This is a genomic window from Photobacterium kishitanii (genome assembly GCF_000613045.3).
In the GTDB taxonomy this organism is placed as follows: domain Bacteria; phylum Pseudomonadota; class Gammaproteobacteria; order Enterobacterales; family Vibrionaceae; genus Photobacterium; species Photobacterium kishitanii.
In genome coordinates this window covers 323,837-339,906 of sequence record NZ_LN794352.1, presented here as the reverse complement: position 1 = coordinate 339,906, position 16,070 = coordinate 323,837, and the positions used below count along the sequence as shown (strand labels likewise).

Annotated in this window: 29 protein-coding genes; all 29 read right to left on the bottom strand. The window is 44.9% G+C overall.

Annotated elements, in window-relative coordinates:
• Positions 1-766: 766 nt before the first annotated feature.
• Positions 767-1,150, bottom strand: coding sequence for a 50S ribosomal protein L17 (rplQ, locus tag PPBDW_RS01855; RefSeq protein ID WP_005370955.1), 384 nt, complete (start codon positions 1,148-1,150; stop codon positions 767-769).
• Positions 1,151-1,184: 34 nt separating this feature from the next.
• Complete coding sequence (locus PPBDW_RS01850; protein WP_036789646.1) at positions 1,185-2,174, bottom strand: DNA-directed RNA polymerase subunit alpha; 990 nt, start codon at positions 2,172-2,174, stop codon at positions 1,185-1,187.
• 23 nt (positions 2,175-2,197) lie between these two features.
• A complete protein-coding gene (rpsD, locus tag PPBDW_RS01845; RefSeq protein WP_036789645.1) occupies positions 2,198-2,818 on the bottom strand; it encodes a 30S ribosomal protein S4 in 621 nt (206 codons plus the stop codon).
• 32 nt (positions 2,819-2,850) lie between these two features.
• Positions 2,851-3,240: a 30S ribosomal protein S11 gene (gene rpsK, locus PPBDW_RS01840; RefSeq protein WP_005370963.1), complete on the bottom strand. Its 390-nt coding sequence runs from the start codon at positions 3,238-3,240 to the stop codon at positions 2,851-2,853.
• 19 nt (positions 3,241-3,259) lie between these two features.
• Positions 3,260-3,616 carry a 30S ribosomal protein S13 gene (gene rpsM / locus PPBDW_RS01835; RefSeq protein ID WP_005370966.1) on the bottom strand — a complete coding sequence of 119 codons (357 nt, stop codon included), beginning with the start codon at positions 3,614-3,616 and terminating at the stop codon, positions 3,260-3,262.
• Positions 3,617-3,761: 145 nt separating this feature from the next.
• Positions 3,762-3,875, bottom strand: coding sequence for a 50S ribosomal protein L36 (gene rpmJ, locus PPBDW_RS01830; protein WP_000868186.1), 114 nt, complete (start codon positions 3,873-3,875; stop codon positions 3,762-3,764).
• Positions 3,876-3,906: 31 nt separating this feature from the next.
• Positions 3,907-5,232, bottom strand: a complete 1,326-nt coding sequence (gene secY / locus PPBDW_RS01825; RefSeq protein WP_036789644.1) for a preprotein translocase subunit SecY — start codon at positions 5,230-5,232, stop codon at positions 3,907-3,909.
• 22 nt (positions 5,233-5,254) lie between these two features.
• A complete protein-coding gene (gene rplO / locus PPBDW_RS01820) occupies positions 5,255-5,689 on the bottom strand; it encodes a 50S ribosomal protein L15 (protein ID WP_036789641.1) in 435 nt (144 codons plus the stop codon).
• A gap of 5 nt (positions 5,690-5,694) precedes the next feature.
• On the bottom strand, positions 5,695-5,874 hold the full coding sequence (gene rpmD, locus PPBDW_RS01815; RefSeq protein WP_005302823.1) for a 50S ribosomal protein L30: 180 nt from the start codon (positions 5,872-5,874) through the stop codon (positions 5,695-5,697).
• A gap of 5 nt (positions 5,875-5,879) precedes the next feature.
• Positions 5,880-6,377, bottom strand: a complete 498-nt coding sequence (rpsE, locus tag PPBDW_RS01810) for a 30S ribosomal protein S5 (RefSeq protein ID WP_036789639.1) — start codon at positions 6,375-6,377, stop codon at positions 5,880-5,882.
• Between the two features lie 12 nt (positions 6,378-6,389).
• Positions 6,390-6,743: a 50S ribosomal protein L18 gene (gene rplR / locus PPBDW_RS01805; RefSeq protein ID WP_036789636.1), complete on the bottom strand. Its 354-nt coding sequence runs from the start codon at positions 6,741-6,743 to the stop codon at positions 6,390-6,392.
• 9 nt (positions 6,744-6,752) lie between these two features.
• A complete protein-coding gene (rplF, locus tag PPBDW_RS01800) occupies positions 6,753-7,286 on the bottom strand; it encodes a 50S ribosomal protein L6 (RefSeq protein WP_036789632.1) in 534 nt (177 codons plus the stop codon).
• Positions 7,287-7,298: 12 nt separating this feature from the next.
• Positions 7,299-7,691, bottom strand: coding sequence for a 30S ribosomal protein S8 (gene rpsH / locus PPBDW_RS01795; RefSeq protein WP_036789627.1), 393 nt, complete (start codon positions 7,689-7,691; stop codon positions 7,299-7,301).
• A 37-nt stretch (positions 7,692-7,728) separates the two neighbouring features.
• Positions 7,729-8,034: a 30S ribosomal protein S14 gene (gene rpsN / locus PPBDW_RS01790; RefSeq protein WP_005370985.1), complete on the bottom strand. Its 306-nt coding sequence runs from the start codon at positions 8,032-8,034 to the stop codon at positions 7,729-7,731.
• A gap of 15 nt (positions 8,035-8,049) precedes the next feature.
• Positions 8,050-8,589, bottom strand: coding sequence for a 50S ribosomal protein L5 (rplE, locus tag PPBDW_RS01785; RefSeq protein ID WP_036789621.1), 540 nt, complete (start codon positions 8,587-8,589; stop codon positions 8,050-8,052).
• Between the two features lie 15 nt (positions 8,590-8,604).
• Positions 8,605-8,916: a 50S ribosomal protein L24 gene (gene rplX / locus PPBDW_RS01780; protein ID WP_036789611.1), complete on the bottom strand. Its 312-nt coding sequence runs from the start codon at positions 8,914-8,916 to the stop codon at positions 8,605-8,607.
• A 12-nt stretch (positions 8,917-8,928) separates the two neighbouring features.
• Complete coding sequence (gene rplN, locus PPBDW_RS01775; protein ID WP_036789609.1) at positions 8,929-9,300, bottom strand: 50S ribosomal protein L14; 372 nt, start codon at positions 9,298-9,300, stop codon at positions 8,929-8,931.
• A 165-nt stretch (positions 9,301-9,465) separates the two neighbouring features.
• Positions 9,466-9,720 (bottom strand): 30S ribosomal protein S17, encoded by a 255-nt coding sequence (rpsQ, locus tag PPBDW_RS01770; RefSeq protein WP_036789606.1) that lies wholly within the window; start codon positions 9,718-9,720, stop codon positions 9,466-9,468.
• Entirely contained in the window at positions 9,720-9,911 is a 192-nt protein-coding gene (gene rpmC, locus PPBDW_RS01765) for a 50S ribosomal protein L29 (RefSeq protein WP_036789604.1), read from the bottom strand. Before rpmC ends, rpsQ begins: the two co-directional genes overlap by 1 nt.
• Positions 9,911-10,321: a 50S ribosomal protein L16 gene (rplP, locus tag PPBDW_RS01760; protein WP_036789596.1), complete on the bottom strand. Its 411-nt coding sequence runs from the start codon at positions 10,319-10,321 to the stop codon at positions 9,911-9,913. Before rplP ends, rpmC begins: the two co-directional genes overlap by 1 nt.
• An 11-nt stretch (positions 10,322-10,332) precedes the next feature.
• Positions 10,333-11,022, bottom strand: coding sequence for a 30S ribosomal protein S3 (gene rpsC, locus PPBDW_RS01755; RefSeq protein WP_036789594.1), 690 nt, complete (start codon positions 11,020-11,022; stop codon positions 10,333-10,335).
• A 19-nt stretch (positions 11,023-11,041) separates the two neighbouring features.
• The gene (rplV, locus tag PPBDW_RS01750) at positions 11,042-11,374 is read right to left on the bottom strand and encodes a 50S ribosomal protein L22 (RefSeq protein WP_005302797.1); all 333 of its coding nucleotides are present in this window, start codon (positions 11,372-11,374) and stop codon (positions 11,042-11,044) included.
• A gap of 10 nt (positions 11,375-11,384) precedes the next feature.
• Positions 11,385-11,663, bottom strand: coding sequence for a 30S ribosomal protein S19 (rpsS, locus tag PPBDW_RS01745; protein ID WP_005302795.1), 279 nt, complete (start codon positions 11,661-11,663; stop codon positions 11,385-11,387).
• An 18-nt stretch (positions 11,664-11,681) separates the two neighbouring features.
• A complete protein-coding gene (gene rplB, locus PPBDW_RS01740) occupies positions 11,682-12,506 on the bottom strand; it encodes a 50S ribosomal protein L2 (RefSeq protein ID WP_036789591.1) in 825 nt (274 codons plus the stop codon).
• Positions 12,507-12,524: 18 nt separating this feature from the next.
• Entirely contained in the window at positions 12,525-12,827 is a 303-nt protein-coding gene (gene rplW / locus PPBDW_RS01735) for a 50S ribosomal protein L23 (RefSeq protein WP_036789589.1), read from the bottom strand.
• Positions 12,824-13,426 (bottom strand): 50S ribosomal protein L4, encoded by a 603-nt coding sequence (gene rplD, locus PPBDW_RS01730; protein ID WP_036789587.1) that lies wholly within the window; start codon positions 13,424-13,426, stop codon positions 12,824-12,826. The genes rplW and rplD overlap by 4 nt, the downstream gene beginning before the upstream one ends.
• 16 nt (positions 13,427-13,442) lie before the next feature.
• Positions 13,443-14,072, bottom strand: a complete 630-nt coding sequence (gene rplC, locus PPBDW_RS01725; protein WP_036789584.1) for a 50S ribosomal protein L3 — start codon at positions 14,070-14,072, stop codon at positions 13,443-13,445.
• A gap of 14 nt (positions 14,073-14,086) precedes the next feature.
• Positions 14,087-14,398: a 30S ribosomal protein S10 gene (gene rpsJ / locus PPBDW_RS01720; RefSeq protein ID WP_002541412.1), complete on the bottom strand. Its 312-nt coding sequence runs from the start codon at positions 14,396-14,398 to the stop codon at positions 14,087-14,089.
• Positions 14,399-14,845: 447 nt separating this feature from the next.
• A complete protein-coding gene (gene tuf / locus PPBDW_RS01715) occupies positions 14,846-16,030 on the bottom strand; it encodes an elongation factor Tu (RefSeq protein WP_036789579.1) in 1,185 nt (394 codons plus the stop codon).
• Positions 16,031-16,070 lie beyond the last annotated feature (40 nt).

Genomic DNA, 16,070 nt, shown 5'->3' with positions numbered 1-16,070 from the left:
TTTTCTGTTACCGCTCGACTTGCATGTGTTAGGCCTGCCGCCAGCGTTCAATCTGAGCCATGATCAAACTCTTCAATTAAAGTTTTGTTGTTTCTTTCGAAACGGCTCAATAAATACTGACTTTAAATACCTTTTCTTTATAAATAAAGAATGTAAATTAAAGCTTTTTATCATTCAAAGAATGATAATTAAATAACTGTGCCAAAATAATCGCCTCTATAAATAGATTTGGCTATTTTGTCTTGGTCACTCAGTTTATTGATAAATCTTTCGACTTAACTATTAAGTGAGTGCCCACACAGATTGCATGGTCAAATTGTTAAAGAACAATACTGACTTTCGGTAACCGCTTGCGCCGTTGTCCGTGTCAGTGAGGTCGCATTATAGGGAGTTTTATGATGCTGACAAGCATAATTTAAACAAATAAAATCGTTTGCTCACATTAAACGCATAATCACTAATAATTGTTATTTTTATAGCCTACTCGAGATTATTTCAGAGTTATAGACGATCATAAAGCATCAATAAATAATGATTATTGGACTGTTATTCAATAAAAATAACCATAATGCTATCGAGCCAATGAAAGCGATAACTATAAATAAGTAGAAGTAGAAGTAGAAGTAGAAGTAGAAGTAGAAGTAGAAGTAGAAGTAGAAGTAGAAGTAGAAGTAGAAGTAGAAATGAAAACTATAACCAGAAATAAAGTCAATAAAAAAAAGCCGAGTCTAAAGACTCGGCTTTCTTCTTATTTAACGGCTAGTGCTTATTCAGCAGCAGCTTCTTCCTTTGCAGGACGGTCTAATAACTCGATGTAAGCCATAGGAGCTTTATCACCAGTACGGAAACCGCACTTCATGATACGAGTATAACCACCAGGACGCGCTGCGAAGCGTGGACCTAGTTCGTTAAATAATTTCGCAACAACTTCGTTATCACGAGTACGAGCGAATGCAAGACGACGGTTAGCAACACTGTCGGTCTTAGCTAGGGTAATCAAAGGCTCAATTACGCGACGTAGCTCTTTTGCTTTAGGCAAGGTAGTCTTAATTAATTCGTGACGTACCAGAGAGCTAGCCATGTTGCTGAACATCGCTTTACGATGACTGCTGTTGCGGTTGAGTTGACGACCACTCTTACGATGGCGCATGACCTAATCCTTCTAACTAGATATCAGTAAACTATTAATCTTCAGCGATTGATGCAGGTGGCCAGTTTTCTAGGCGCATACCTAGAGATAGACCACGTGAAGCCAACACATCTTTGATTTCTGTCAAAGACTTCTTACCAAGGTTTGGCGTTTTAAGAAGCTCAACCTCAGTACGCTGAACAAGATCACCGATGTAATGGATCGCTTCTGCTTTCAGACAGTTAGCAGAGCGAACAGTTAGTTCAAGATCGTCTACAGGACGCAGTAGGATCGGATCGAACTCCGGCTTCTCTTCTTTCTCTTCAGGAACTCGTACATCGCGAAGATCTACAAATGCATCCAGTTGTTCAGCAAGAATTGTTGCTGCACGGCGGATAGCTTCCTCAGGATCAAGTGTACCGTTAGTCTCCATATCGATTACTAGCTTGTCTAGGTCAGTACGTTGTTCTACACGTGCTGCCTCTACTGCGTAAGCGATACGGTCCACTGGGCTGTAAGTAGCATCTACTAACAAACGACCAATTGGACGCTCATCTTCTTCAGTGTGAATACGAGCTGATGCTGGTACGTAGCCGCGACCACGTTCTACCTTGATGCGCATGCTTAATTCAGCATTGTCATCAGTTAGATGGCAGATTACGTGTTCTGGGTTCGCAATCTCAACATCACCATCATGGGTGATGTCACCTGCAACAACAGGGCCTGCACCAGATTTGTTCAGAGTAAGAATAACTTCATCCTTACCCTCAACCTTAACGGCTAGACCTTTAAGGTTAAGAAGAATTTCAAGGATATCCTCCTGAACGCCTTCTTTGGTGCTGTACTCATGTAACACACCGTCGATTTCCACTTCAGTTACAGCACAACCTGGCATTGAAGATAGTAAAATACGACGAAGAGCGTTTCCTAGAGTGTGGCCAAAACCACGCTCCAACGGCTCTAGAGTTACTTTTGCGTGCGTAGAGCTAACTTGTTCGATGTCAACTAGACGCGGCTTGAGAAATTCTGTTACAGAACCCTGCATTGTGTCCTCTCTTAACTGTAGCCTTACTTAGAGTAAAGCTCGACGATCAGGTGTTCGTTGATGTCGGCAGACAAATCAGAACGTTCTGGAAGACGCTTAAACGTACCTTCCAACTTACTGCTATCTACTTCGACCCAAGTCGGTAGTTCACGCTGTGTAGCAACTTCAAGAGCTGCTTTAATGCGTGCTTGGTTCTTAGCTTTCTCACGAATGCTAACAACGTCGTTTGCCGCTACCTTGAAAGAAGGAACGTTTACGACTTGACCGTTAACTAGAATCGCTTTGTGGCTTACCAATTGACGAGATTCAGCGCGAGTTGCACCAAAGCCCATGCGGTAAACTACGTTATCTAAACGACCTTCAAGAAGCTGAAGCAGGTTTTCACCTGTGTTACCCTTGATGCGGGCAGCTGTCTTGTAGTAGTTACGGAATTGTTTTTCTAGTACGCCATATGTACGACGAACTTTCTGCTTCTCACGAAGCTGAACGCCGTAATCAGATAGACGACCGCGACGAGCACCATGTTGGCCCGGAGCGTTATCAATCTTACACTTGGTATCAATCGCACGTACACCAGACTTAAGGAATAAGTCAGTGCCTTCGCGACGGCTAAGCTTTAGCTTAGGACCCAAATATCTTGCCATTTTCTTTCTCCAATATTCCTAGAAACTAAACGTTAAACGCGACGTTTCTTAGGTGGACGACAACCGTTATGAGGGATCGGAGTCGCATCAACAATGTTAGTGATACGGAAACCCGCTGCGTTTAGAGCGCGGATTGTAGACTCACGACCAGGACCAGGGCCCTTAACCATAACTTCTAGGTTCTTAACGCCATATTCTTTGGCCATTTCACCACAACGCTCAGCAGCAACTTGTGCAGCGAACGGAGTAGATTTACGAGAACCACGGAAACCTGAACCACCTGCAGTTGCCCATGAAAGAGCATTACCTTGACGGTCAGTAATGGTTACGATTGTGTTGTTGAAAGAAGCATGGATGTGCGCAACGCCATCGGCTACTTGCTTGCGTACGCGCTTACGAGCGCGAGTTGGTTGTTTTGCCATTGTACTCTACCTTATCCGACTATTTTTTGATCGGCTTGCGCGGACCCTTACGGGTACGAGCGTTGGTTTTAGTACGCTGTCCACGTAGAGGTAGACTGCGACGGTGACGAAGACCACGGTAACAACCAAGGTCCATAAGACGCTTGATGTTCATGGAAATTTCACGACGAAGATCACCTTCTACAGTGTACTTAGCTACACCATCACGCAGTAGATCGATCTGTTCTTCAGTTAGTTCACTGATCTTAACATCTTCAGCAATACCCGTCTCAGCTAGAATAGCTTGAGAACGAGTCTTACCGATGCCGTAAATCGCAGTCAATGCGATTACAGCGTGTTTCTGATCAGGAATGTTAATGCCTGCAATACGGGCCACTATTCACTCCTAGTACTTTACAAGAATAACCGCTGCAGAGCCCGTTTAGGATACGCAGCGGTGGCACAATTCTTTTGCACATAACAAAAGATGGTTGACTAATTTAGCCAACCTATCTTCAATTTGCAAGAAATATTTCTGCTAATTAGCCTTGGCGTTGTTTATGCTTTGGCTCACTGCAAATTACACGCACAACACCGTTGCGCTTGATAACTTTACAGTTACGGCAGATTTTCTTAACGGAAGCACGAACTTTCATTGCTAAACTCCGTAAATATGGAAAACTAAACTTAGCGGCCGTAGCCTTTTAGATTAGCCTTTTTCAAAACTGACTCATACTGTTGAGACATTAAATGTGTCTGAACTTGAGCCATGAAATCCATGATAACAACAACTACGATTAGTAGAGAAGTACCGCCAAAATAAAAGCGTACATTCCATGCAATCATCATGAACTCGGGGATCAGACAGATAAAGGTGATATACAACGCACCTGCAAGGGTTAGTCGAGTCATTACTTTATCAATGTACATTGCGGTCTGTTCACCCGGGCGAATACCAGGAATGAATGCTCCAGACTTCTTCAAGTTATCAGCTGTCTCACGAGGGTTAAACACCAACGCGGTATAGAAGAAACAGAAGAAAATAATTGCAGCAGCGTAGAGCATTACATAAAGAGGCTGTCCTGGACTAAGGGCAAGTGAAACATCACTTAACCAACCAAGACCTTCACTTTGTCCAAACCACTGAGCCAGTGTGCCTGGAAACAGAATAATACTCGATGCGAAAATTGCTGGGATTACACCTGCCATGTTGATTTTCAACGGCAAGTGTGTGCTCTGCGCAGCAAAGACACGACGGCCTTGTTGACGCTTGGCGTAGTTAACGACGATACGACGTTGACCACGTTCCATGAACACTACAAAGTAAATCACAGCAAAAGATATAACCGCAATTAACAGTAGAAGAAGTACGTGCAATTCACCTTGACGCGCTTGCTCTACGGTCTGTCCAATAGCTGGCGGCAAACCGGCAACGATACCAGTGAAAATAATCACAGATATACCATTACCAATGCCACGCTCGGTAACTTGCTCACCTAACCACATTAAAAACATGGTACCAGTAACCAAACTAACCACGGCAACAAAATAGAAACTAGGACCTGGATTATGTACCAGGCCTGGAATCATACTTGGTAACCCCGTTGCAATACCAATTGCTTGGAAGGTTGCCAATACAAGCGTACCGTATCGGGTGTACTGACTAATCTTACGACGGCCAGCTTCACCTTCTTTCTTCAACTCAGCCAAAGCTGGATGAACTACTGTTAGCAACTGGACAATAATAGACGCAGAAATATACGGCATTATGCCCAGAGCTAAAATAGAAGCACGCGAGAGTGCACCACCAGAGAACATGTTAAACATCTCAATGATGGTACCCTTTTGCTGCTCGAACAGACTGGCAAGTACAGTAGCGTCAATACCAGGAATAGGCACAAAGGATCCAGCTCGGAATATTAATATCGCACCTAATACAAAGAGAAGGCGTGACTTAAGCTCTGCTAGGCCACCTTGTCCACTACGAAAATCTTGTCCTGGTTGTTTAGCCATCTGTACCTCATCCTCGAGTTAATTATTCCTCGATTTTACCGCCAGCAGCTTCGATAGCAGCTAAAGCGCCTTTAGTAACGCGTAGGCCTTTCACTGTTACTGAACGAGCGATATCACCAGAAAGTACAACTTTCACGAACTTAATGTCCTTAGTGATAACATTCGCAGCTTTTAGTGTTTCAAGGCTTACAACATCACCTTCAACTTTCGCTAGCTCTGCTAGACGAACTTCAGCTGTTACTAGGCTCTTACGAGACGTAAAACCGAACTTTGGTAGACGCTGTTTCAAAGGCATTTGACCGCCTTCAAAACCTGGGCGAACAGAACCACCTGAACGTGATTTCTGACCTTTAACACCACGGCCACAAGTTTTACCTAGACCTGAACCGATACCACGGCCTACGCGCTTCGCAGAAGGCTTAGAACCAGCAGCCGGTGATAGAGTATTCAAACGCATAGTGATTACTCCTCAACTTTAACCATGTAGTAAACTTTATTGATCATGCCGCGTACGCAAGCAGTATCTTCAAGTTCAACAGTGTGGTTGATGCGACGAAGGCCTAGGCCGCGCAAAGTAGCTTTATGCTTCGGTAAACGACCGATAGAGCTCTTTGTTTGGGTTACTTTAATAGTTTTAGCCATGTCGATTACTCCAGAATTTCTTTAACAGAAAGACCACGTTTTGCAGCGATCATTTCCGGAGAGTTCATTCCACTTAGACCCAAAATTGTTGCGCGAACAACGTTAATTGGATTAGTAGAACCATATGTTTTTGCTAGTACGTTACGGATACCCGCAACTTCTAGCACTGCACGCATAGCGCCACCGGCGATGATACCAGTACCTTCTGATGCAGGCTGCATGTACACTTGAGAACCAGTGTGACGGCCTTTAACAGCGTGGTGAAGAGTACCTTCGTTGATTGCGATCGTAACCATGTTACGACGTGCTTTTTCCATCGCTTTCTGGATTGCTGCAGGCACTTCACGTGCTTTGCCGTAACCAAAACCGATGCGACCGTTACCGTCACCAACTACTGTTAGTGCAGTAAAGCTGAAAATACGACCACCTTTAACCGTTTTTGAAACACGGTTAACAGCGATCAGCTTTTCATTCAAATCTGATTGTGTCTTTTCGTTAGCCATCTTCCGCCTACCTTAGAATTTCAGACCAGCTTCACGAGCAGCTTCTGCTAGTGTCGCGATACGGCCGTGGTATTGGAAACCAGAGCGATCAAATGCAACGTTAGAGATGCCTTTTTCAATCGCGCGCTCAGCAATAGTTTTACCTACAACTGCAGCAGCGTCTTTGTTTCCGGTACTCTTAACTTGCTCACGGATCGCTTTTTCTAAAGTAGAAGCAGCTGCGATAACCTCAGAGCCGTTCGGTGCGATTACCTGAGCGTACACGTGACGTGGAGTACGGTGTACAACTAGACGAGTTGCGCCCAGTTCAGCAATCTTACGACGTGCTCGGGTCGCACGACGGATACGAGATGCTTTCTTATCCATAGTGTTACCTTACTTCTTCTTAGCTTCTTTAGTACGCACAACTTCGTCGGCGTAACGAACACCTTTGCCTTTGTAAGGCTCAGGGCTGCGGTAAGCGCGAATATCAGCAGCTACCTGACCAACCAACTGCTTATCTGTACCTGTAAGTACGATTTCAGTTTGTGATGGACATTCAGCTTTGATACCTGCTGGAAGTTCGTGCTCAACTGGATGAGAGAAACCTAGAGTTAAGCCTACAGCGTTGCCTTTGATAGCAGCACGGTAACCTACACCCTTAAGAGTCAGCTTCTTAGTGAAGCCTTCGGTAACACCAACAACCATGTTGTTAACTAGTGCACGAGCAGTACCTGCTTGTGCCCAAGCTTTATCGAACCCTTCACGAGGACCGAAAGTAACTTTGTTCTCTTCCAAAGTTAGAACTACTGCTGGGTTCATAACACGAACTAATTCGCCTTTTGAACCTTTAACAGTAATTTCCTGACCGTTAAGATTAACTTCTACGCCGGCAGGGAAAACTACTGGTGCTTTTGCAACACGAGACATGTTCTACTCCTATTATGCTACGTAGCAGATAATCTCACCGCCAAGACCCGCTTTGCGTGCAGCGCGGTCGGTCATAAGACCCTTGGAAGTGGAAATAACAGCAATACCAAGGCCACCCATCACTGATGGTAGCGCACCTTTTTTCTTGTAGATGCGTAGACCAGGACGTGATACACGTTGGATTTGCTCAATAACTGGGTTAGCTTCGAAGTACTTAAGTGTAACTTCTAGCTCTGGCTTAACATCACCTGTTACAGTGTAGTCTGCCACGAAACCTTCTTCTTGTAATAATGCTGCAATTGCAACTTTAAGCTTAGAAGATGGCATTTTAACAGCAACTTTTTTCGCTGCCTGACCGTTACGAAGACGGGTCAGCATATCCGAAATCGGATCTTGCATGCTCATAAGTTAATACTCCGTGATTCTGAATTGCTTACTGGTATTACCAGCTTGCTTTACGTAGACCCGGAATCTCGCCTTTCATGCAAGCTTCACGAACCTTGATACGGCTAAGACCGAACTTACGTAGGTAGCCGTGTGGACGTCCAGTCTGGTTACAGCGATTACGCTGACGAGACTTCGCAGAATCACGTGGTAGTGACTGAAGTTTAAGCACTGCATTCCAGCGATCTTCTTCAGACGCATTCACGTCGCTAATTAGAGCTTTTAGCGCTGCACGCTTTTCAGCGAACTTAGCTACTAGCTTGGCACGTTTAGCTTCACGTGCCTTCATTGATTCTTTAGCCATTAGTAACCCTTACTTTTACTTACGGAATGGGAAGTTAAAAGCAGACAGTAGAGCTAGAGCTTCTTCATCAGATTTAGCAGAAGTTGTGATTGTGATGTCTAAACCACGTACACGATCTACTTTATCGAAATCGATTTCTGGGAAGATGATCTGCTCACGAACGCCCATGCTGTAGTTACCACGACCATCGAATGATTTCGGGTTTAAACCACGGAAATCTCGAATACGAGGTACAGCAATTGAAATTAGACGCTCGAAAAAGTCCCACATACGCTCGCCACGTAAGGTTACTTTACAGCCAATAGGGTAGCCCTCACGGATCTTAAAGCCTGCAACTGACTTGCGTGCTACTGTGATTAGCGGCTTCTGACCTGCAATTGCAGTCATGTCAGCAGCAGCGTTTTCTAGCAGCTTCTTGTCGTTGATAGCTTCGCCCACACCCATGTTAAGTGTGATCTTTTCGATCCTTGGGACTTGCATGATACTCTTGTATTCGAACTTGCCAGCAAGGTCTTTTACAACAGTCTCTTTGTAGTAATCATGCAGTTTCGCCATAGTACTACTCCAAACTTACTTGATAGTTTCGCCAGTCGATTTAAAGAAACGAACTTTTTTGTCGTCTTCAAATCGGAAGCCTACACGGTCCGCTTTACCTTGACCGTTAACGATAGCAACATTAGACGCATCGATCGCAGCTTCCTGCTCAACGATACCGCCTTGAACACCCATTGCCGGAACCGGCTTCTGGTGTTTCTTAACCATGTTAATACCTTCAACGATAACTTTACCGGTTGCTAGAACCTTAGTTACCTTACCAGTCTTGCCTTTATCTTTACCAGCAAGAATGATAACTTCGTCGTTACGACGGATTTTAGCTGCCATTATAGTCGCTCCTTAAAGTACTTCTGGCGCTAGTGATACAATCTTCATGAATTTCGTATTACGAAGTTCACGAGTCACAGGGCCAAAGATACGGGTACCGATAGGTTGCTCAGTAGTGTCGTTCAACAATACGCAAGCATTACGGTCAAAGCGAATGACAGAGCCATCTTGACGACGAACGCCTTTACGGGTGCGTACAACCACCGCTTTCAGTACATCACCTTTCTTAACTTTACCGCGTGGAATTGCTTCCTTTACAGTAATCTTGATGATGTCACCGATATGTGCATAGCGACGGTGAGAACCACCCAGAACCTTAATACACATTACGCTACGTGCGCCGGAGTTATCCGCAGCATCAAGCATACTTTGCATTTGGATCATGTTAGTGCTCCGCTAATTTAAAACATCTAGACCCAAATCGAGTCGATATGCCTTTTCTTCAAAGGCGGCGAATAATAACACCATTTTCGACCGATGGGTAGATAAAAAAATGAACGGCCCTAAGTTTTTCAGGGCCGCTTACTTAAATAGCTGAAAAGTCAGTAATTAGATACGTGCTTTTTCAACTACGCGTACCAGTGCCCAAGACTTAGTCTTTGACATTGGACGGCACTCACGAACTTCAACCATGTCGCCTAGGCCACATTCGTTGTTTTCGTCATGTGCATGAAGCTTAGTCGTGCGTGTGATGTACTTACCGTAAATCGGGTGCTTCACTTTACGCTCGATAGCAACAACAATAGACTTATCGCCTTTGTCGCTAACTACACGACCAAGCTGAGTACGGATTTGATCGCTCATTATGCGCCAGCCTTCTCAGTCAGTACAGTTTTAACACGTGCGATATCACGACGTACAGTTTTAAGATTATGAGTCTGCTGTAGTTGACCAGTCGCAGCTTGCATGCGCAAGTTAAACTGTTCACGTAGCAAATTCACAAGCTCTGCATTAAGCTCTTCAACGCTTTTAGCGCGTAGATCTAGTGCATTCATCACATCACCGCCTTAATTACGAATGTTGTCTTGATTGGTAGCTTACGTGCAGCAAGATTAAATGCTTCACGAGCTAGTGCTTCAGGAACACCACCCATTTCGTATAGAACTTTACCTGGTTGAATCTGTGCAACCCAGTACTCCACACTACCCTTACCTTTACCTTGACGAACTTCAAGAGGCTTAGATGTGATTGGTTTGTCTGGGAATACACGAATCCAGATTTGGCCCTGACGTTTTACATGACGAGTCATAGCACGACGTGCAGCTTCGATCTGACGAGCAGTTAGTCGACCACGACCAACAGCTTTAAGACCAAATTGACCAAAGCTTACATCAGTACCGTTCGCTAGACCGCGGTTACGACCTTTAAAGGCCTTGCGGAATTTAGTGCGTTTAGGTTGCAGCATCAATAAACTCCTTATTTACGGCTTTTGCGCTGCTTCTTAGGCTTGTCAGCCTTTGGCTCTTCAACCGGCATGCCGCCTAGAACTTCACCTTTGAAGATCCAAACTTTAACGCCGATAACACCGTATTGGGTGTGAGCCGAAGAAGTTGCGTAGTCAATGTCAGCACGAAGAGTGTGTAGAGGCACACGGCCTTCACGGTACCACTCAGTACGTGCAATTTCAGCACCGCCTAGACGGCCGCTTACTTCAACTTTGATACCTTTAGCGCCAAGACGCATAGCGTTTTGAACTGCACGCTTCATCGCGCGACGGAACATAACACGACGCTCTAGCTGAGACGAAATGCTGTCTGCTACTAGTTGACCATCTAGTTCTGGTTTACGTACTTCAGCGATGTTGATCTGAGCTGGAACGCCCGCGATCTTCGCTACTGCTGCACGTAGTTTCTCTACGTCTTCGCCTTTCTTACCGATTACTACGCCTGGACGAGCAGTGTGAATAGTCACACGGATGCTCTTAGCAGGACGCTCGATAACGATGCGTGATAGAGATGCTTTTGCTAGTTCCTTAGTAAGGAACTGGCGTACCTTGAAATCGCCGTCTAGGTTGTCAGCGAATTCTTGGCTGTTAGCAAACCAAGTGGTATTCCAAGGCTTACAGATGCCTAAACGAATACCATTAGGATGTACTTTCTGACCCATTGCTTTCTCTCCTAGTCTCTTAGCGGTCTGCTACAACAACAGTGATGTGGCTAGAACGCTTCAAGATGCGATCGGCACGGCCTTTAGCACGAGGCATAATACGCTTCATGGTAGGACCTTCGTCAACGAAGATTTTAGCAACATTAAGATCATCAATGTCTGCGCCTTCGTTGTGTTCTGCGTTAGCGATAGCTGACTCTAGAACTTTCTTGATTAAATCAGCAGCTTTTTTGTTGCTGAAGTTAAGAATTTCTAGAGCTTGAGCAACTGGCTTACCGCGCAGTTGATCTGCAACCAAACGAGCTTTTTGCGGCGAGATGCGAGCAAAGCGATGTTTAGCGATAGCTTCCATTACCTACTCCTTAGCGCTTTTTAGCTTTCTTATCCGCAGCATGACCGCGGTAAGTACGTGTTGGTGCAAATTCGCCTAGCTTGTGACCGATCATTTCTTCAGAAACGAAAACAGGAACGTGCTGACGACCATTATGGACAGCGATGGTCAAACCGATCATCTGAGGGATGATCATTGAGCGACGGGACCAAGTCTTAACAGGCTTTTTGTCTCCGCTTTCCAACGCTTTCTCTACCTTCTTCAGCAAGTGTAGGTCAATGAATGGACCTTTCTTGAGAGAACGTGGCATGGCGTATCCTCTTTATAATTACTTATTACGACGACGTACGATGTACTTGTCGGTGCGCTTGTTGCTACGAGTCTTATAACCCTTAGTTGGAACGCCCCAAGGTGTTACTGGATGACGACCGCCTGATGTACGACCTTCACCACCACCGTGTGGGTGATCCACTGGGTTCATTACAACACCACGTACAGTTGGACGAACACCGCGCCAGCGTGAAGCACCAGCTTTACCTAGCTCACGTAGCATGTGTTCTGCGTTACCAACTTCACCTAGAGTCGCACGACCGTCAGCAAGAACTTTACGCATTTCACCAGAACGTAGACGTAGAGTCACATAAGTGCCTGCACGTGCAATGATCTGAGCGTATGCACCAGCTGAACGAGCCAGCTGTGCACCTTTACCAGGCTTAAGTTCAACACAGTGTACTGTTGAACCTACTGGGATGTTGCGCATTGGTAAAGTGTTACCAACTTTGATAGCAGCATCTTCGCCAGACTGGATCATATCACCAGCTTGGATACCTTTAGGTGCGATAATGTAGCGGCGCTCACCGTCTGCGTACAGAACTAGAGCAATGTTTGCGCTACGGTTTGGATCGTATTCTAGACGCTCAACTTTCGCTGGGATGCCATCTTTAGTACGTTTAAAGTCAATTAGACGGTAGTGTTGTTTGTTACCACCACCGATATGACGTACTGTGATACGACCGTTATTGTTACGACCACCTGACTTAGAGTTTTTCTCTAGTAGTGGTGCGTACGGCTTACCCTTATGCAGGTCAGAGTTAACCACTTTTACTACGTGGCGACGACCTGGGGAAGTCGGCTTACATTTTACAATAGCCATTCTTCTTTGCTCCTAGCCTTACTCTGCACTACCAGCGAAGTCGATGTCTTGACCTTCTTTCAAGATAACATACGCTTTCTTCACGTCTGAACGACGGCCTTGGCGCATACCTTGACGTTTGGTCTTACCCTTAGTGATAAGAGTATTTACAGACTTAACTTCAACCTCAAACAGTTTTTCAACTGCTGCTTTAATCTCTCTCTTTGTCGCAGTAATAGCAACTTTAAACACGATAGTATTCGCGTTTTCAGCAGCCATTGATGCTTTTTCAGAGATGTGCGGAGCACGTAGAACTTTTAAAATACGCTCTTCAGTGATCATGCTAGCATCTCCTCAATTGCTTTAACTGCAGCTGCAGTCATTACAATTTTATCGAAAGCGATCAAGCTAACTGGATCGATTGCCGCTGCATCACGTACGTCTACTTTATATAAGTTACGTGCTGCAAGGAATAGATTCTCATCTAGTTCGCCAGTTACGATTAGTGCATCAGTTAGCTCAAGCTCTTTAAGCTTAGCAACTAGTGCTTTTGTCTTTGGTGCTTCTAGAGTGAAGTTTTCAACAACGATTAAACGCTCTTGACGAACTAACTCAGAAAGAATGCTCTTCATAGCACCGCGGTACATTTTCTTGTTTACTTTTTGGCTGTGATCCTGAGGACGAGCAGCGAAAGTAACACCACCAGAACGCCATAGCGGACTGCGGATTGTACCTGCACGAGCGCGACCAGTACCTTTCTGGCGCCATGGCTTAGCGCCACCACCAGAAACGTCTGAACGAGTCTTCTGAGCACGTGTACCCTGACGAGCACCTGCTGCAAACGCAACAACTACTTGGTGTACAAGCGCTTCATTGAAATCACGCCCAAAAGTAGTTTCGGAGACAGTTAGCGCGTTAGCGCCTTTGACTACCAATTCCATTACTAACTCCTCGACGTTACGCTTTAACAGCTGGTTTAACGATCACGTTACCGCCTGTAGCACCAGGGACTGCACCTTTAATAAGAAGCAGATTGCGCTCAGCGTCAACACGTACGATCTCTAGGTTTTGAGTCGTTACACGCTCAGCACCCATGTGACCAGCCATTTTCTTGCCTTTAAATACACGACCTGGAGTTTGACATTGGCCAATTGAACCCGGAGCGCGGTGAGACAAGGAGTTACCATGGGTCATATCTTGAGTACGGAAGTTCCAGCGCTTAATAGCACCTTGGAAGCCCTTACCTTTAGATGTACCAGTAACGTCTACTTTTTTAATTTCGTTAAAGATTTCAACACTTAGCTCAGCGCCAACTGCGAATTCTTCATTATTTTCTAGACGGAATTCCCAAAGACCGCGACCAGCTTCTACACCTGCTTTCGCAAAGTGACCAGCTTCTGGCTTAGATACGCGGCTAGCTTTCTTAGTTCCAGCTGTTACTTGAATAGCGTTGTAACCGTCAGTTTCTACAGATTTAACCTGAGTAACGCGGTTGTTTTCAACTTCAACAACAGTAACTGGAATAGAAATGCCATCTTCGGTAAAGATGCGGGTCATGCCCACTTTACGACCGATTAGACCAATCATTCTCTTATCTCCCCTTAACCTAGGCTGATCTGTACGTCAACGCCAGCAGCTAGATCTAGACGCATCAGAGCATCAACAGTTTTGTCTGTAGGCTCAACGATGTCGATAAGGCGCTTGTGTGTACGAATTTCGTACTGGTCACGTGCGTCCTTATTAACGTGTGGAGAAATAAGAACAGTGAAGCGCTCTTTGCGAGTAGGAAGAGGGATTGGACCCTTAACCTGTGCGCCAGTACGCTTAGCTGTTTCAACGATTTCCGCAGTAGACTGGTCGATCAAACGATGATCGAACGCCTTTAGGCGGATACGAATACGTTGGTTCTGCATTAGACAGAGCTCCAAATAAAAATTACACAAACAATATCGCCACTCACGTTCGTAAAGACGAAGGAATGTCGATTGATTTATGTGAACGTAGCATCCCTATCGGATGCATTGTCAGCCAATTTAATGACTGCGAACATAAGTCAGAGTATTCATTATGAAACATACTCGGCATAGCCTGCAGTAAGTTTCTCCTCAATGCTTATTGGTTCACAACAGCGCTTACAAGACTTTGTCTTAGGCAGTGACGAGCATTATACAGATCACATTTTTGAAAGCAAGCTTTGATCGATAAATAAACAACCTTCTAATTATTCATCTATTTTATCAATAACTTAAATCATAATATACGGTTATTTGCTCCCCCACTACTGATTCAAATGTACAGATATAAAAAAAGGAAGCCGAAGCTTCCTTTTTATTTAGTACTTAGTGGTGCACTAATTGCTATTAAGCAATGATAGTTGCAACAACACCAGCACCAACTGTACGGCCACCTTCACGGATAGCAAAACGTAGACCTTCATCCATCGCGATAGGTGCGATTAGAGTAACAGTCATAGAGATGTTATCACCAGGCATTACCATTTCAACGCCTTCTGGTAACTCGATAGTACCAGTTACGTCAGTTGTACGGAAGTAGAACTGTGGACGGTAACCTTTGAAGAAAGGAGTGTGACGACCACCTTCATCTTTAGAAAGCACATAGATTTCTGAAGTGAAAGTTGTGTGTGGAGTGATTGAACCTGGCTTAGCAAGAACTTGACCACGTTGAACGTCATCACGCTTAGTACCACGTAGAAGAACACCAACGTTCTCACCAGCACGACCTTCGTCAAGAAGCTTACGGAACATCTCAACACCAGTACAAGTAGTTGTAATAGTGTCTACGATACCGATGATAGCAACTTCGTCACCAACTTTAACGATACCTTGCTCAATACGACCAGTTACAACAGTACCACGGCCTTGGATTGAGAAAACATCTTCGATTGGAAGGATGAATGGTAGATCGATAGCACGCTCTGGCTCTGGAATGTAAGTATCTAGCGCTTCAGCTAGTTCAACAATCTTAGCTTCCCACTCAGCTTCGCCGTTTAGCGCGCCTAGTGCAGAACCCATGATTACTGGGCAATCATCACCTGGGAAATCGTACTCAGAAAGAAGTTCACGAACTTCCATCTCTACTAGCTCAAGTAGTTCTTCATCATCAACCATGTCACACTTGTTCATGAATACGATGATGTAAGGAATACCAACTTGACGACCAAGTAGGATGTGCTCACGTGTTTGTGGCATAGGACCGTCAGTTGCAGCAACAACTAGGATACCACCATCCATTTGAGCAGCACCAGTGATCATGTTTTTAACATAATCGGCGTGTCCAGGACAGTCTACGTGTGCGTAGTGACGAGTAGGAGTATCGTACTCAACGTGAGAAGTTGAGATTGTGATACCACGCTCGCGCTCTTCTGGAGCGTTATCGATAGATGCGAAGTCTTTAGCAACACCACCGTACACTTTTGCAAGTGTAGTACAGATAGCAGCTGTTAGAGTTGTTTTACCGTGGTCAACGTGACCGATTGTACCAACGTTAACATGCGGTTTTAGACGTTCAAATTTTTCTTTAGACACGATTGTGTTCCTTCCTAGTTAAGATACGCCCCCTACTAGG

What these genes read in the sequence shown, in the direction of transcription:
- rplV (WP_005302797.1), bottom strand. Translation starts at nt 11,374, where the DNA reads ATGGAAGCTATCGCTAAACATCGCTTTGCTCGCATCTCGCCGCAAAAA.
- rpmC (WP_036789604.1), bottom strand. Translation starts at nt 9,911, where the DNA reads ATGAATGCACTAGATCTACGCGCTAAAAGCGTTGAAGAGCTTAATGCA.
- rplX (WP_036789611.1), bottom strand. Translation starts at nt 8,916, where the DNA reads ATGGCAGCTAAAATCCGTCGTAACGACGAAGTTATCATTCTTGCTGGT.
- rplC (WP_036789584.1), bottom strand. Translation starts at nt 14,072, where the DNA reads ATGATTGGTCTAATCGGTCGTAAAGTGGGCATGACCCGCATCTTTACC.
- rpmJ (WP_000868186.1), bottom strand. Translation starts at nt 3,875, where the DNA reads ATGAAAGTTCGTGCTTCCGTTAAGAAAATCTGCCGTAACTGTAAAGTT.
- rplN (WP_036789609.1), bottom strand. Translation starts at nt 9,300, where the DNA reads ATGATCCAAATGCAAAGTATGCTTGATGCTGCGGATAACTCCGGCGCA.
- rpsJ (WP_002541412.1), bottom strand. Translation starts at nt 14,398, where the DNA reads ATGCAGAACCAACGTATTCGTATCCGCCTAAAGGCGTTCGATCATCGT.
- rpsD (WP_036789645.1), bottom strand. Translation starts at nt 2,818, where the DNA reads ATGGCAAGATATTTGGGTCCTAAGCTAAAGCTTAGCCGTCGCGAAGGC.
- rplW (WP_036789589.1), bottom strand. Translation starts at nt 12,827, where the DNA reads ATGATCACTGAAGAGCGTATTTTAAAAGTTCTACGTGCTCCGCACATC.
- rplQ (WP_005370955.1), bottom strand. Translation starts at nt 1,150, where the DNA reads ATGCGCCATCGTAAGAGTGGTCGTCAACTCAACCGCAACAGCAGTCAT.
- rpsN (WP_005370985.1), bottom strand. Translation starts at nt 8,034, where the DNA reads ATGGCTAAAGAATCAATGAAGGCACGTGAAGCTAAACGTGCCAAGCTA.
- rplO (WP_036789641.1), bottom strand. Translation starts at nt 5,689, where the DNA reads ATGCGTTTGAATACTCTATCACCGGCTGCTGGTTCTAAGCCTTCTGCG.
- rplR (WP_036789636.1), bottom strand. Translation starts at nt 6,743, where the DNA reads ATGGATAAGAAAGCATCTCGTATCCGTCGTGCGACCCGAGCACGTCGT.
- secY (WP_036789644.1), bottom strand. Translation starts at nt 5,232, where the DNA reads ATGGCTAAACAACCAGGACAAGATTTTCGTAGTGGACAAGGTGGCCTA.
- rplE (WP_036789621.1), bottom strand. Translation starts at nt 8,589, where the DNA reads ATGGCGAAACTGCATGATTACTACAAAGAGACTGTTGTAAAAGACCTT.
- rplB (WP_036789591.1), bottom strand. Translation starts at nt 12,506, where the DNA reads ATGGCTATTGTAAAATGTAAGCCGACTTCCCCAGGTCGTCGCCACGTA.
- rplF (WP_036789632.1), bottom strand. Translation starts at nt 7,286, where the DNA reads ATGTCTCGTGTTGCAAAAGCACCAGTAGTTTTCCCTGCCGGCGTAGAA.
- PPBDW_RS01850 (WP_036789646.1), bottom strand. Translation starts at nt 2,174, where the DNA reads ATGCAGGGTTCTGTAACAGAATTTCTCAAGCCGCGTCTAGTTGACATC.
- rpsC (WP_036789594.1), bottom strand. Translation starts at nt 11,022, where the DNA reads ATGGGTCAGAAAGTACATCCTAATGGTATTCGTTTAGGCATCTGTAAG.
- rpmD (WP_005302823.1), bottom strand. Translation starts at nt 5,874, where the DNA reads ATGGCTAAAACTATTAAAGTAACCCAAACAAAGAGCTCTATCGGTCGT.
- rplD (WP_036789587.1), bottom strand. Translation starts at nt 13,426, where the DNA reads ATGGAATTGGTAGTCAAAGGCGCTAACGCGCTAACTGTCTCCGAAACT.
- rplP (WP_036789596.1), bottom strand. Translation starts at nt 10,321, where the DNA reads ATGCTGCAACCTAAACGCACTAAATTCCGCAAGGCCTTTAAAGGTCGT.
- rpsQ (WP_036789606.1), bottom strand. Translation starts at nt 9,720, where the DNA reads ATGAGCGATCAAATCCGTACTCAGCTTGGTCGTGTAGTTAGCGACAAA.
- rpsS (WP_005302795.1), bottom strand. Translation starts at nt 11,663, where the DNA reads ATGCCACGTTCTCTCAAGAAAGGTCCATTCATTGACCTACACTTGCTG.
- rpsK (WP_005370963.1), bottom strand. Translation starts at nt 3,240, where the DNA reads ATGGCAAAACAACCAACTCGCGCTCGTAAGCGCGTACGCAAGCAAGTA.
- rpsE (WP_036789639.1), bottom strand. Translation starts at nt 6,377, where the DNA reads ATGGCTAACGAAAAGACACAATCAGATTTGAATGAAAAGCTGATCGCT.
- rpsH (WP_036789627.1), bottom strand. Translation starts at nt 7,691, where the DNA reads ATGAGCATGCAAGATCCGATTTCGGATATGCTGACCCGTCTTCGTAAC.